Genomic DNA, 14,125 nt, shown 5'->3' with positions numbered 1-14,125 from the left:
TTTGTCATGTGAGTCACCTCTGGTTGAGAGTTTACTCACTTAGTCGCGTGTCCACTATTGATGGGTAAGATCACAGGACATACACGGCGTTCTGGCCGTCTTTGCTGAACGCCGTCAGGATCGCAATGGTCCCTATGTCATTCTTCGAAGTGTCACTCTTAATTAATCCTTCCCTTTAATCCGGAACAATAATGAACAATCACTCAGAATCCGGTACCAAACCGGAGAATCTTACCTGCCAGCAGTGGGGACTAAAGCGCACGATCACACCCTGTTTTGGCGCCCGTCTGGTGCAGGAAGGCAACCGGGTGCATTTTCTCGCTGACCGGGCCGGATTCAACGGTGCTTTCAGCGACAACGAAGCATTACGCCTCGACCAGGCTTTTCCGTTGATGCTCAAACAACTGGAGTTGATGCTCACCAGCGGAGAACTCTCTCCCAGGCAACAGCACTGCGTCACGCTATATCACAATGGACTGACTTGCGAAGCCGATACACTCGGCTCCTGCGGTTATGTCTACATCGCTGTTTATACCGAAAAGCCTGAACCCCATTAACTCTTCACTTATCTCTTAAACTCATGGAGCAAACATCATGTAAACCTTATCATCATCCCCGACACGGGCGGCTCAGCCCTATCTGTCACCCGTTGAAACCTGGCAACGGCTGCTGACTCATCTGTTATCGCAACACTATGGCCTGACGTTGAATGACACACCGTTCAGTAATGAAACCGTTATTCAGGAGCACATTGATGCCGGTATCACTCTAGCTGACGGTAAGCGTAGAGCGTGGTCCGTCTGGGCATAATCTGATGTTCCCGACAAAGTAGTGTCCACCAGTGAGTAGTGGGAACCAAAGTGTCAGATATGCAGAAAAATGGGATTCCCGGCAGACGAAAAGGCTGCCCTAATTATTCTCCTGAGTTTAAGCAGCAACTCGTTGCTGGCTCCTGCGACCCCGTAATATCCATCTCAAAACTTGCGCTTGAAAATGTCATTAACGCTAATCAGCTGTTCAAATGGCGCGAGGGAAAGCTGCTATTACCTTCTTCAGAGAGTCCTCAGCTACTTCCTGTGACTCTCGATGCCGTACAGCCAGAATTGCCCGCAAAGGACCCGGAAGCGCTCAGTATGAGCTGTGAGATAACGTTCCGGCGCGGGACGCTCTGCCTCAACGGCACTGTCAGCGAAAAGCTTCTGACTCTGCTGATACAGGAACTGAAGCGATGCTCCCGTTACCAACAGGCACCAAAACCTAGCTGGTCTCGCTGTACGCTTACGGTTAAGCTGGCGGAATTGAACGCGAAACTGGCAGTGGAAAGCGGAGGTAACGCTGAACCCAGAGTGGGAAAAGCAGGCTGCATAGTGAACCTCAGGGGTGACAACTTCGTTGACACTTACCGACTATCACTAACTTAAGTGATACCAACTGTCTGAAGATTCAAGGGGCAAGTCTACTTCCAGCCAGCACCACATATCTATATCCACTTTTTACTTAGCACTACAAAGGAGTGCCCTATGACGAGTCCACTGTGCGCGTTGCTTTCAGACTCTAGGTTATATGACTTGTTCGGAGATGATCAAAATCTCACTATAAGCCAAATCTGGGTATTGGAGATCGAGTGGGAAGATTCAAGTGAACTACGTTTTCTGTATGGTCGGTCACTATCAGGAAACTACCAATCAAACAGTTGGAGCGGGAGCGCTAGTTCCAAAATGCGACTTACTGAGAATTGCTCAGTCAGAACTCACGCCTTGACACTTCATACCTCTACCGAGAGATTGAGAACTTTCCTTGAGCACTTCATCTGCGGAGAGACGTTTCAGAAATCTTGCCAACTCTCTGGGCTGAATATCAACGACAAATTGGCTAAGGCGATAGGAACAAGCACATTTTGTGTGAATCCCATCACTCGCCCTGTAATGCATTTGCCGACACGCGATTATTATAGATTTCAAACTAATCGGCTAAGCCCAACCAGCTATTCCAGTGTTGACAGCGGCGCAATTTCCCTGAGAGAAAAATCAAATTTATTCAATGTGTTGGAAGGATATGACACGAAGATTGCCAAATTTGCATGCCAAGTATTGAATGCAGATACTGGCTTAGATTTCTCCACAATTGACTCTTGGAGAATTGGAGACTTTGAGTTCATCTGTGCTCCTGGGCTCACTGCTACAGAGCGTAGCAAGTATGACTTATCCTTGAAGGGGCAGCAGTCATCTCTGACTCTATTCGAACCACTAACCCGAGAACCTTCCGATCTGTTGGTTATTGTCAAGGCGTACAGTGACGGTAGCATTCAGTCCTCTTATATCACCAACCTCAGCAAGAACGCTTCATACCCTCTCCATCACACATTTGAACTCAAAGTGTTTCAGGACCAAGCTAGCACAGCTTATACAATGGAGATTTATGCGCTTGGAATAAATGGTGAGCAATCATTCCTCCTGCTTCAAACCGGCGCAGATTTCATGCGCGAAATGAATTTCAACATGCAGCTAGTCGAACCCATTAGGGCAAACTACCAATTCGAATGGTTGGCAAAAAAAGTACCGAAAAGGGAAAAGGCCAGACTGGAGATAGCAGGACAGATTGGGCGTGCTATTAGTAGTCCCTCTCGGTCAAAAATGGGCGGGTATGCGGATGATCCATGGGTTCCACTCAACCGGCTCATCCAGAACAGAATCAAACAGTTATGCCCAAAAAAATCCGACGGGCGGTTCTTTCCTACTCTCAACGACAGCAGCGGTATGAGCCGTCTCGAGTTGAAAGATTGGCTCAAGGACATTTTCGAACGGCACCACGACGCGAAAATTGCTTGGATCGACCCATATATGGAGGATGTAGGGATTGAGCTTCTCAACCGACTGGGCACTGCTACTGCTGATTACCTTGTCATCACGACGGAAAAAATGTCGAATGATGACAGCATAAAAGAGGCTGGTCAGCCCAATCGTGTTGAAAATCTTATAGCGAGATGTTCAGGTTGGAATAATGGCTACTTTGGAAGTGTTTGCCTCAAAATACTCGCAGTACCAGAGAACAAACTCCACGACCGCATGATCCTCATTCGCTCAGCCAATGGTCAGCCGTTAGCTGGGTACCATCTTTCCAATTCAGTTCAGAGGGCCAGCGAGAACCATCCTCTATTGGCAACCCCTATTCCTCTGGACGTGATTCCGCATGTATTTGAGTACGTTGATCAGATTATCCAAAGCACACTCTATGGAGAGGGTAATCCCCACCTTCCTGCAAGAATAATTTTCAATTCTGCCGACATTAGCCCATGTGAGGAGGTGAAGCCTAAAGGGCTAAATCACAATTCCTCATTTGCTGAGCTACCATGCGCTGGTAGCGTGCTAGCCTGGTGGCTTGATGATGAGCAGCTTTCAAACTTGTCAGGAGCTGTACTCATGGAGCAGATGAGTGCCAAAGGATACATTAAAGATGGGAAACTTGACGAAGATCGCTTTGACGCTCTTCCCGGCAAATTTTGGACTGAAGGGTTGCCAATAGCAGATTTCTACTCAGCTTGGGATGTCCTTGGTTATGTCATAGCCAACTCCCCGGCTAGTCGCTATGCAGGCAGCCTCTACAATAAGGAGCAATCAGTATTATCCGAACCTGTGAAGGTTGCACTGTTGGAGCACATCTCTCCCTCCAGAGCAAAAGCACTGCAACCACGTCTCACAAAAAAACAACTTGACATTGAACACTACCGTTCACAGGAACTTACAGCACTACTGCTTTCAAAAAATGATCCGTTCAATACATTCACATATTCACCCGTAGATACCTCATGGAGCGACTACTACTCCATACAACTCCTATGGTCGCAAGCTCCAAAGCAGTTGGTATCTTGGTTAAACACAATATTCTCTGAACCAATCAAGTCTCCTCGTACCCACGCGCTTGTGGTTGAAGCTCTTAAGCATATTTGTTTGTGCGTCAGCTTTGACAAGCATCATGAGCAAATTGATGCGCTTTTGCAGAGCAATGTGAGTGTAATAATCTGGATAGGGCTTCATGCTCTTGAAAACGCCCTTAATAGGGGAGTCTGGGGAATTGAAGCCCTTTCAAAAATCGACCATATCGAATCAGCCACTGTTCGACGTACCATTTTGTGCTGGCTGATCAACGAAGCCAACTACCTTAATTCGGAGATTAAACCACAACTCATCGCTTGTTTAATCCAATCGTTAAAGGCTCCTCTCGCAGACGATGAGCTCAAGGATATTCTTCAACCTGTTCGGGGTCGCCTCGGCAGGCTACACCATTTCACGCCTTGGATTCTTGAATCCATGCTCGTACCCATGCTGGAAAAAAGAACAATCGACATCTCTCAAGTTGCCCATCAGTGGTTGACAGAGCTGACTACCCAATGGCGTACAGCACTCAAGAATGAGAGTCTCTATTTTACTCTAGATGCGGACGGTGCGTTCACCGATGAGCTGGCTATTGCGACCAAATACCTAAGCTCAGCAGATCGAGTGGAGATTGTCAGAGAACTTAGGAAAGTCTTTGATGCACTGGCTCGGACCATCAGGCGGCCGATGAGCGCGCAGATAAGCTGGAAATCCTACAACAATGCGCACCAAGTAAACCTCTGGCTCTATGCGCTCGCTCGTAGGATTACAACATTGGTGCCTGATGAGTTACCACTGTTGAATGAACTTCTACTTGAAAGCGAAGAAATTATAGAACGAATCAACCCCTCAACTCGGCGCTGGAGTTCAAGCAAAGACCTACTCACTTATTTAAATGGCGATCCCGAACAGATTGGGTCACATGGTCTACATCAAATTATTCAGAGAGCAATTGAGCCACGGTGATCTAGGGCGAAAATGAGGGACCTTCGTAATCCATCACAGTTACCTACAGGTCCCATAACGGAAACTGCCTGTTGTGCTTACGCCCGCTGCAAGAGCCACGACGTACACGTCTGCACCTCGTCAGTCCTGACTGAGGGCGCCCTGAAACAGATCGGCGGGTTGTATGTCATCGAGACGGAAATAAGGGGAATGCAGGCAGAACAGCGCCTTGCTGAACGTCACCAAAAAGCTAAACCACAGCTGAAAGCTCTGGAAAGCTGGCTGCGTGAAAATATGAAAACGCTCTCAAGACACTCAGAGCTGGCGAAGGCGTTCGCGTACGCCCAGTACCAGTGGCCGGCACTGACGTACTATCCAGAGGGTGGCTGCGCTGAAGTAGATAACAACATCATCGCTGAAAATGCCCTGCGGACGGTCAGTCTGGGTCGCAAGAACTTCCTGTTCTTCGGCTCCGACCACGGCGGTGAGCACGGAGCGCTGTTGTACAGCCTGATCGGTACATGCAAATTGAACGGCGTGGATCCAGAGAGGTACCCCCGTCATGTGCTCAACGTCATAGCTGACTGGCCAGTCAATCAGGTCCAAGAGCTGTTACCATGGCGCGTAAGCCTGCCAACTGAATAACACATCCCCGCCAATAAGGTTCTCGCTGTAAGCTTACGGTAGACGTTATGAATTTTCTGGTCGAAAAATACGAACTGGTTCGAATCGACCGAAAGGGATTTTCGTGGCAAGAACAAACCCCGTATATTTCCGGAGTGGATATTCTGCGAGCAAGGCGCTCTACCGGCTTGCTAAAAACTAATGTGAAATAAACGCTTAAACTAAAGGAAAGCAAAATGCTAATCTCACAGACGAAGAGACTTCTACTATAACCTCCCCTCCCCTGCAAAAAACCTGACATTTTCTTTTAGGACCAACAATGGGACCAAAATGAAAATTGAACTGAAGGTTATCAGCTATTAAACAACAAGTTACACAACCAATTCAGACTCCTGGCGCCCACCAAATTCTTCGACGGCGATACCAGAATCGTCCGTTCAGAAGTCCTGAAAGCCCGCAAAGTGAAAGCTTTGCGGGCTTTTTTGTGTTTAAAACGCTATTGGAAATTGCCAGTTTCTGCTCGCTGAGGCAACCTGTCCCACTCACTTGCCTTGGCCTATTGAAGGCCAGTTCATGCTCAAGGGATGCATCTCCCGCCATGATGTTGGGGTAGTAAGCCCGATCCATTTAATCGCTGTGTTGATGGTGATTTAACAGAACGGGCCAGTACTTTCACTCTTGTGGTGCAGGTTCAGGTACTAACTCACCATCAATAATGAATGGGCTTCCTTTAATAAAAGCATCGCGTGCAACATTTCCAATTATGTTTGTACTTACAGCATCAAAAGTACCGCCAATCACACCACCGAGGATAGGAAGCATTTTCCCAAGGTTCACTAAGCCGGTTTGTCCAAACTTAGTAATAAGTCTAAAACCTACTGCACGATTAATAGCTTTAATCGTCTCACCAGAGATGCTTTTGATCAGTGAGGTAGTAAGTTTTGTACCCAACTGTATACCGGTATTCTTAAGTACTTCATTGGCAGCATTACCCGTGAGGGCAGCATAGACGAGGGATTTAACTTGATCGTTCTTGACGTCATAGCCACCCATGATAGCTATAGCCGCAATCATACGGATCTGAACATAGAAGACCGTAGCAATGTTGGCTGGGATCGTAACAGGTAAGGTCAGTGCTCCACCTAAACCAGTAAGAAATCCCGTAGTACCTGCTTTAGTATTTTGCCACCTGATAAGAGAATTGACCCTATCTTCAAGAGTACCTTCTTGATTTTTGTAATCTTCTGCCATCTCAAAAGCACTATCAACGCCAGGCAAGGATGTAAGTGCCTTTTCATATGCCCAATCGAGACTACTCATAATCATTTCTTGAGTTATCGGATTCTTCATTGCTCTTCCTTAAAATGAAATTGTTCCCGACGAGTATCGGCAAGCTGTATCGGAACATTAGGGTGCACTCTTAGACTTGGCCTCAGCGCCGCGCGGTACAAGCCTACCTGGGCCAGCTCAGGGTCTTGCCACAATTGCGTGTTGGTAAATCGCTGGCCAGCACCAGAAGCTTTTCACCGATAATGCGCACAACGAACTGCGTAAGCGCCTACCCCCGCCAGTTGCTCTCAAGCTTACCTCTGCGGCCCCCTAGACGGTGAGGTAATTTGGATGACGGAGGTCGTTTACGCAGCCTGATTAGCTTTCGCAACGGTGTGTTTGACACCACCACCGGCACCTTCAGCCCGCACCGCCGCGAGAACTGGCTGCGCAGGTGAGCAGCGTCAGCTATACCCCCGCCGTTTCGGGCGAAAGTCTGGCATAGCACGCGCCCGCGTTCTGGAAGTGCCGGGCGCGTCCATTCAAAGCAGGAGCGCATCTTAGCGGCGCTGTTTATGGTGCTGGCCAACCGCTACGACTGGCAGATGTTCCTTGAGGTAACGGGACCGGGCGGCAGCGGCAAGAGCGTGATGGCCGAAATAGCCACGCTGCTCGCCGGAAAGGACAACACCACCTCGGCCACCATCGAGACGCTGGAGTCCTCTCGCGAGCATGCCAGCGTGGTCGGCTACTCATTTATTATCCTGCCTGATCAGGAGAATTGGAGCGGCGACGGCGCGGGCATCAAGGCGATTACCGGCGGTGATGTCGTGCTTATTGACCCGAAGTACCGCGACGCCTACTCGGCCTACATTCCGGCGGTGATACTGGCGGTGAACAACAACCCGATGCGCTTCAGTGACCGCAGCGGCGGCGTGTCGCGCCGACGGGTTATCCTGCCGTTCCCGGACGCCATACCGGCCAGCGAGCGCGACCCGCAGCTGCTGGCGAAGATTGCCGGTGAACTGGCGGTTTTCGTGCGCCACCTGATGCAGCGCTTCAACGCGCCGGAGGAGGCACGTGCGCTGCTGCAGGCGCAGCAGACGTCCGGTGAGGCGCTGGAAATCAAGCGTCACGCAGATCCGCTGGTCGACTTCTGTGGCTACCTGATGCCGCTGAGCCAGCCGAACGGGCTGTATATGGGTAATGCGAACATTCGCCCGCTGAACCCCAAGCGTTACTGTAAGTATCCCTGCTAAACGTACCGTTCACTTTCAGATATCCTCCAGCTTACTGATAACGTTGACCTGAGGTGGTCGTTATACGTAAAGCACGGTTAATAGAGCACCGGATTATCAATGTCCTGAAGTCGGTTGAAGCAGACCGCAGTCATGCGGTTGCCCTTTACTCCCTGTGTGATCTCTTCAATTCTATCCTACTGTTTGCCGCAATTGACTAACGGGAGTAGAAATCACTCAGTACAGTTATTATTTAAAAAGGTAATTGCATAGTTCGGCGAGCGTGTTCATCGTCTCAATCCTTGGTCATACAGATTTCTATACGCATAAACTTCTGCACCATCCTTACCAACTATAAACATATCCCCACCCTTAAAAATCAACAAATCACTTATAGACGCCCCTCAAAACAGCCCATATCCTCCATCTAATATACCAACCAAAGGATTGAGAATTGGACACGACAGAAGAGCTAAATGGAACCTATTTCTACGCTGGAAAACCTAATCTCAACGCGGCGGAACTTCTGTTTATGATTTTTTGTGAAAACACTGCCAGTCAGTTCGGCATAGGTGCGGCAGATTTTGGCGCTGTCGTTGCGCTAATATCCGGCCGAAACAATCTTGGTACTCGTCCCAAACCAGTAGGTGCTACCCTGGGAACATCCTATGCATCGAAAGCAGCCAGGAAAATGTTTAAAAAAACAAAGTTTCCTTTCGGAATTTCAATGCCAACATGGCTTGGTGGTTACACTCCATGGACGGCAAAGCGAGTCATGGTGCGTAACATCGGAACATTTGTCGGGCGCTCTATTCCCCTGATTGGCATAATTATCCTGGCTGCCGATGTTTCAGCTATCATCTATCGTACAGTTCGAGACTACAACATCATCGCAAGGGGAGGAGATAAAATATGGTAGATAATGTCGAACATCAGATTTACGAACTGATACGCCCCTATGCAGGCACCTACATTTTCAATATCAGAAAGGTTGAGTTAAATCGCGATACCGACCTCAATTCCGATCTTAGTATCGATGAGCTTGAAGCTGAGGATTTAATGAACGATTTCTTCAATAAATTCAATGTCGAAAAAGGGAAATTCAACATACAAACCTACTTTCCGGACATCCCCTTTTCTCTTAATCCATTCAGAAAGACGGAACCGGTGCCGGTACCTGCATTTACTATCAATATGCTTATAGAGTCAGCTAAAGCAGGAAAGTGGTTGTTTGATTAAATATAATTAAGGAGAGTTATATGGCAGTCCCTGTACATTTATTTTTGACAGACGATGGCGGAGCCGTGATCCGGGGTTCGTGCGATGTAATAGAACGCGAAGGAAGCATTGAGTTAAGGAGCTTATACCACTGCCTGACGATTCCAACCGATCCTGCAACAGGGAGAGTCACGGGCACGCGTCAGCACTCCCCTTTCCACTTTACTAAAGAGCTGGATAGTGCATCACCCTATCTTTTCAAAGCAGTAGCCACCGGGCAGACTTTAAGATCGGCTGAATTCAGATTTTATCATATTAATGATGCCGGGCAGGAGGTCGAATATTACCGAATTACACTGGAGAACGTTAAAGTGATCTCTGTCAGTCCGGTAATGCACGATACCCGGAATTGTCCGGGTACGGGGCATATGGAAGAAGTTGCCTTGTGTTATGAGAAGATCACACATCTGTACCGAGATGGTAATTTACTGGCTCATGATTCATGGAATGAGCGACCTTCAGCTTAAGAGAGTATTTAAACTCTCTTAAGCTGCCCTAACTGCCATCAGTCAACGGCAGAAGCCTGGCAAGATAAACCGATCAGATGGTCAAACTGCTCCGGCGCCGGGCACGTAAGTTGCTCCATCGCCGGTGCGGCGTCGGTGTACAGCCATTATCTGGCTTCGGTCAGGTGGATACTGCACGTGGTGCGCTGCATCATGCTCCTGTTTATCTCTGCCCTGTTAACAGAATGAGATGTAGGCGATCGTGCTGCGCTCCGGCGGCCAATGCCGATCGATGCACAGAGCGTTTGCTTTTCTACGGATAATGAAGATGTTTTAAACCGTCATTATGTTTTCTCTTTTCAATCCGGCCAGCTTATCGAATATTGCAAACTCAGCGCTACCTCAGGATGATACGTTCCATGCCCCCATTACGCGGGCGACGCTAAACGAAGGTACTATCCTGTTCGGCCTGGCGGCCATCTCAACAACTGTGACATTTTTCACTCTTTACGGCTTCCCCCTTCCCCACACGCCACAACCCTTCGAAACCCTCCCCCCACCACGCTTTTTTGTCTCTGTTAACTCTGGCATTTCTCTGCCGATCTTCGATAAAATCAGGCCATGAGCAAACTCTGCCAACTTTTTCAGTATCGCCAGCGGTGGTATGGATACGAAAAGCGGCTGAAATAGGGTATAAAGCCGCAATGAAAATCCCAAACAGAATCCAGCCCCTGGTTGATGACGGCCTGATAGACGAAGTGCTGCAGCGGCTGAAGAGCGGTAAAGAAGCCGACGTGTACACCGTGCTCTGCAATGGCAACATGCAGTGTGCCAAGGTGTACAAGGAAGCCACGCAGCGCAGCTTTAAGCAGGCCGTGCAGTACCAGGAGGGGCGTAAGAACCGCAGCTCGCGAAATACCCGTGCGATGCAGAAAGGGTCAAAGTTCGGCCGTAAGCAGCAGGAAGAGTCCTGGCAGATGGCCGAGGTCAACGCGCTGTTCCGCCTGGCGGATGCCGGCGTGCGCGTGCCGCAGCCTTATCTCTGCGTGGACGGCGTGTTGCTGATGGAGCTGGTCACCGACGGTGAAGGTAACGTGGCCCCACGCCTTGGCGATATCAGCCTGTCGCCAGAGGAAGCGATGGCGGATTTCGCCACCATGATCCGCAATATCGTGCGCATGCTCTGTGCCGGTATCGTTCACGGCGATCTGTCGGAGTTTAACGTGCTGCAGGATGCGCAGGGTCCGGTGATTATCGACCTGCCGCAGGCCGTGGACGCCGCCGCCAACAACCATGCCAAATCGATGTTCCAGCGCGACGTGAACAACATCACCTCTTACTACGGCCAGTTTGCGCCGCAGCTGCTGAAAACGCGTTATGCGAAAGAGATCTGGCAGCTGTATGAAGACGGCAAGCTGACTCCGGAAGTGCCGCTCACCGGCCTGTTCGTCGAAGAGGAGCACGTGGTGGATATGGACTCGCTGCTGGATGAGATTATCACCGCGGAAGATGAGTATTACGAGCGCCAGCGGGCGATGAGAGAACGTGACGAGGATTGAGTGGCGTAGCAGGTCATTAACAGCAAAGAGGCGTTATAGCGATCGTGCCGTCAGGCATGCTACTGTTACCTGACGAGTCGATACATGTAGCACTCCTTCCTGAACGGCTTCCAACCGGGCAGGGAAGCAAAAAACCTGGCACGTTACCGTGACCAGGTTTTTTTTCGTCCTCCCGTTGGCGGGCGCAAACGCCGGTTAGCGGTCGTTCGCTTCACGGTTCCACTTCGCCAGATTCTTCAGCGGCTGCTTTACGTAGGGGCTGGCGTTGATCAGCGCGAACAGCGGCCTGTTGACCAGCGTGCCCAGCCGGTCCATCGGCCGGTCGATATCCAGAAACAGCACCGCGCGCAGTTCGTCGGTGTCGTTACGCACCTCATGCTCGTAAGAGTCATCAAACAGCAGCACTTTACCCTCCTGCCAGTGCAGGATCCGGTCGTCTACGCGCAGCCAGACCTTGTCGGCCTGTTTCGGTACGATCAGCCCGAGGTGGGCGCGCACCACCGCCCGCGTCGGCCCCTTGTGCGGCACGATATGGTAGTTCGGCTTGAGGATCGAGAACATCGCGGTGCGCATATGCGGGATCGCGGCGATCGCCGCCGCGGTGCACGGGCACAGCGCGCAGTTGTCATCGATGCGTTTGCCGTAGATCACCATGCCGAAGGTTTTCCAGTTATCGCCCTTAGAGATGCGCTGTTGATCGGGGGAGATCTGATGGAAGGCCGGGATCTGCTGCGGGTTCTCCAGCAGGTGCTCAAGTTCGGCGCGGATCTCCGGCCAGGCGGCTTCCAGCGCCGGCACCCAGTCGAAAACGCGGGTATCTATCTGCGGCGTGTCCGGGATCAGCGAGTGGCGTGACTGAAAGCGGCCGCTCCAGCGCAGCACGTGCTTGCCCGCCTTGATCAGCAGGCGTTGATACAGGGGCCGTCCTGGCCGGGGGTCAGCAGACATATTTAAGGTTCCTCAGAAGTTGCGGGTTCACAGCACCGACCATTTGCTATCCACCCGCGGTGTGCTCGTGGTTTATCGGCTGCCCGGATACACTGGTCTGATACCCGCTGCGCTGCATAAAGTCGGTCACCACGCTTAAGACTTCACTCAGCACCTCGTCCAGCGGCAGGTCGGCATCAATGTTCGCTACCTGGCTGCCGCTGAAGGTCAGCCGTGGCGTGATGGCGATTTTTTTCGCCAGCGACGTGCGCCGGTGGTCGGGCTTGCGGTTACAGGCGACGTCGAGCGATACGTTGAGTTTGATCACCAGGTCGGGGCGAGTGCCTGTCATCCAGCGGAAGGCGCTCTTTTCCAGCCCGGCTAAGCGGTTGACCAGCCGGCCGGCGGTGGCGTCTGCCGGCAACAGCAGGCCATCGTAGCCACCCTGAATCTCCATTTGCGGGAACCGGTCCGCCAGAATAATATTTCCCCGGCGGCGCAGCTTAAGCATGCGGCGAAAGCGCAGCAGCCGGCGGAGCACAAACGCCATCAGCACCAGCGCCGTTAGCGGGCTGTAGTGCGACCGGCTGACGCTGATGCGGTTATGGTTAATCTTCTTTTTAAGAAACCGGCCCATTAACGGCAACCTGACCAGCGCGCGTTCAACGTTGCCCGCCTGTTTGCCCAGGTGGACCCGCGTCGCCGGGCCACAGCTTTGCAGAAATACCAGCAGACGTTCGCTGACGGTAGATTTTCCTGAGCCATCGCAACCGACGATCGCAATAAGTGGAGGCGTGTTTGATTGCATTAATCACTCCCTTGTCTTTACATAGCGCATTTATTTAATCCCTGATGCGCTTTTCTTTCCGGATAAAATTCATTCCCACCAATAATTTTACGCACCACAAACCCTGACCAGATACGATATCCTCACCCCGAAGAAAAATACGCTTAAGCCAGATTAAAATTCAACAAAAAAACAATTGCGCATTGTATCTGACTGCCTTTACATGCCTTAACCATATCATGCTTAAATAATCACGACCGTTCTCGCACATCGCCTTTACATTACCTCTGGCAATGAAAGGCAGTATTTTTATCTTTTAATGCGCAACACTCTTATTCAGCCTGTACTCAGCGCTTACAGCACGCGTTCAACAAGACAAATAACTTTGGCGGAAATAATATCGCGATTTCGTCCTCTTTTACTCTTCACACAGTGGTAACCATGAGTCAGAACATGAAAAATATGACCCGACATCCGCCTGTGCGGGTTATTGCCATCACCGGCTGTGATGGCGCGGGTAAATCAACCTTAGCCTCCGGCCTGGTAAATCGTCTCTCCCCTGGCCTGGCCGCCGAGCTCTGTTATCTCGGACAGTCATCAGGCCGCCTCGGCGAGTGGATTAGCCGCCTGCCGCTGATTGGCGCGCCGTTTGGCCGCTATCTGTTAAACAGCGCCGGGCGGGTTCATCAGCGCCCCGCCAGCCCGCCGGGGAATATCGCCGCGCTGGCAATCTTCCTGCTCTCCTGCTGGCGGACGGTTAAGTTCAGACGCATGCTGCACAAAGCCCACCGCGGGGTGCTGTTAATTACCGATCGTTATCCGCAGGCGGAAGCGCCCGGCTTTCGGGTGGATGGCCCGCAGCTGGCCAGGGCGCAGGGCGGCAACCGCTGGATTAAGGCCCTGCGCCGGCGAGAACAGGCGCTCTATCGGTGGATGGCCTCATATCCGCCGCTGCTGTTGCTGCGCCTGGATATTGATGAGCAGACCGCCCACCAGCGCAAACCCGATCACGATATCGCGGCGCTGCGTGAAAAAATCAGCGTTATTCCACGGCTCAATTTTAACGGCGCCACCATTATCGACCTTAACGGACAGGAACCGGCCAGCAGGGTGCTGGATGCATCGCTGCAGGCCGTTCGCCTTTCACTGTCGCTTCCCCCTTCTGTGGATTAATCGCTTT

General features: G+C 51.0%; 11 protein-coding genes and 5 pseudogenes. 13 read left to right on the top strand and 3 right to left on the bottom strand.

From position 1 onward, the window contains the following. Positions 1 to 76 precede the first annotated feature (76 nt). The 7 genes and pseudogenes from NV64_RS16215 to NV64_RS16185 form a co-directional block, all read left to right on the top strand. Positions 77 to 166 (top strand): annotated as a pseudogene (locus NV64_RS16215) (DUF987 family protein); the annotation flags it as partial. A gap of 25 nt (positions 167 to 191) precedes the next feature. Beyond that, positions 192 to 557, top strand: a complete 366-nt coding sequence (locus tag NV64_RS16210; protein ID WP_101506320.1) for a type IV toxin-antitoxin system YeeU family antitoxin — start codon at positions 192 to 194, stop codon at positions 555 to 557. Between the two features lie 43 nt (positions 558 to 600). Beyond that, positions 601 to 777, top strand: a pseudogene (locus NV64_RS24150) (TA system toxin CbtA family protein); the annotation flags it as partial. 92 nt (positions 778 to 869) lie between these two features. Then, a complete protein-coding gene (locus NV64_RS24515; protein ID WP_101506319.1) occupies positions 870 to 1,421 on the top strand; it encodes a transposase in 552 nt (183 codons plus the stop codon). A gap of 99 nt (positions 1,422 to 1,520) precedes the next feature. Next, positions 1,521 to 4,838, top strand: a complete 3,318-nt coding sequence (locus NV64_RS16195; protein WP_101506318.1) for a VPA1262 family protein — start codon at positions 1,521 to 1,523, stop codon at positions 4,836 to 4,838. A gap of 48 nt (positions 4,839 to 4,886) precedes the next feature. After that, positions 4,887 to 5,462 (top strand): annotated as a pseudogene (locus tag NV64_RS16190) (transposase); the annotation flags it as partial. Positions 5,463 to 5,503: 41 nt separating this feature from the next. Next, positions 5,504 to 5,653, top strand: a pseudogene (locus NV64_RS16185) (TA system toxin CbtA family protein); the annotation flags it as partial. Between the two features lie 460 nt (positions 5,654 to 6,113). On the opposite strand, the gene NV64_RS16180 reads toward NV64_RS16185, so the two are convergent. Next, on the bottom strand, positions 6,114 to 6,791 hold the full coding sequence (locus NV64_RS16180; protein ID WP_056238745.1) for an EcsC family protein: 678 nt from the start codon (positions 6,789 to 6,791) through the stop codon (positions 6,114 to 6,116). A 287-nt stretch (positions 6,792 to 7,078) separates the two neighbouring features. Between NV64_RS16180 and NV64_RS16175 the strand changes: the two are divergent. The 5 genes and pseudogenes from NV64_RS16175 to NV64_RS16155 form a co-directional block, all read left to right on the top strand. After that, positions 7,079 to 7,951: pseudogene (locus NV64_RS16175) on the top strand (DUF5906 domain-containing protein); the annotation flags it as partial. Positions 7,952 to 8,402: 451 nt separating this feature from the next. Beyond that, positions 8,403 to 8,867, top strand: coding sequence for an STM2901 family protein (locus NV64_RS16170; protein ID WP_101506317.1), 465 nt, complete (start codon positions 8,403 to 8,405; stop codon positions 8,865 to 8,867). Continuing rightward, entirely contained in the window at positions 8,861 to 9,187 is a 327-nt protein-coding gene (locus NV64_RS16165) for a DUF1493 family protein (RefSeq protein WP_056238737.1), read from the top strand. The genes NV64_RS16170 and NV64_RS16165 overlap by 7 nt, the downstream gene beginning before the upstream one ends. 20 nt (positions 9,188 to 9,207) lie before the next feature. Then, positions 9,208 to 9,693, top strand: a complete 486-nt coding sequence (locus tag NV64_RS16160) for a type VI secretion system tube protein TssD (RefSeq protein ID WP_101506316.1) — start codon at positions 9,208 to 9,210, stop codon at positions 9,691 to 9,693. A gap of 683 nt (positions 9,694 to 10,376) precedes the next feature. Further along, on the top strand, positions 10,377 to 11,231 hold the full coding sequence (locus NV64_RS16155; RefSeq protein WP_101506315.1) for a PA4780 family RIO1-like protein kinase: 855 nt from the start codon (positions 10,377 to 10,379) through the stop codon (positions 11,229 to 11,231). 195 nt (positions 11,232 to 11,426) lie between these two features. Here NV64_RS16155 and NV64_RS16150 read toward each other — a convergent pair whose 3' ends face one another. Both NV64_RS16150 and NV64_RS16145 read right to left on the bottom strand, forming a co-directional pair. Beyond that, positions 11,427 to 12,179, bottom strand: coding sequence for an aspartyl/asparaginyl beta-hydroxylase domain-containing protein (locus NV64_RS16150; RefSeq protein ID WP_101506314.1), 753 nt, complete (start codon positions 12,177 to 12,179; stop codon positions 11,427 to 11,429). A gap of 46 nt (positions 12,180 to 12,225) precedes the next feature. Beyond that, complete coding sequence (locus NV64_RS16145; protein ID WP_056238715.1) at positions 12,226 to 12,966, bottom strand: hypothetical protein; 741 nt, start codon at positions 12,964 to 12,966, stop codon at positions 12,226 to 12,228. 420 nt (positions 12,967 to 13,386) lie between these two features. Here NV64_RS16145 and NV64_RS16140 point away from each other — a divergent pair, with 420 nt between their 5' ends. Further along, entirely contained in the window at positions 13,387 to 14,118 is a 732-nt protein-coding gene (locus NV64_RS16140; protein ID WP_199177675.1) for a hypothetical protein, read from the top strand. Positions 14,119 to 14,125: the final 7 nt, after the last annotated feature.

The organism is Erwinia sp. B116 (assembly GCF_002865965.1).
Lineage (GTDB): Bacteria > Pseudomonadota > Gammaproteobacteria > Enterobacterales > Enterobacteriaceae > Erwinia.
Note: the sequence above shows the minus strand (reverse complement) of the source record. Positions and strands in the feature narration are given on the sequence as shown.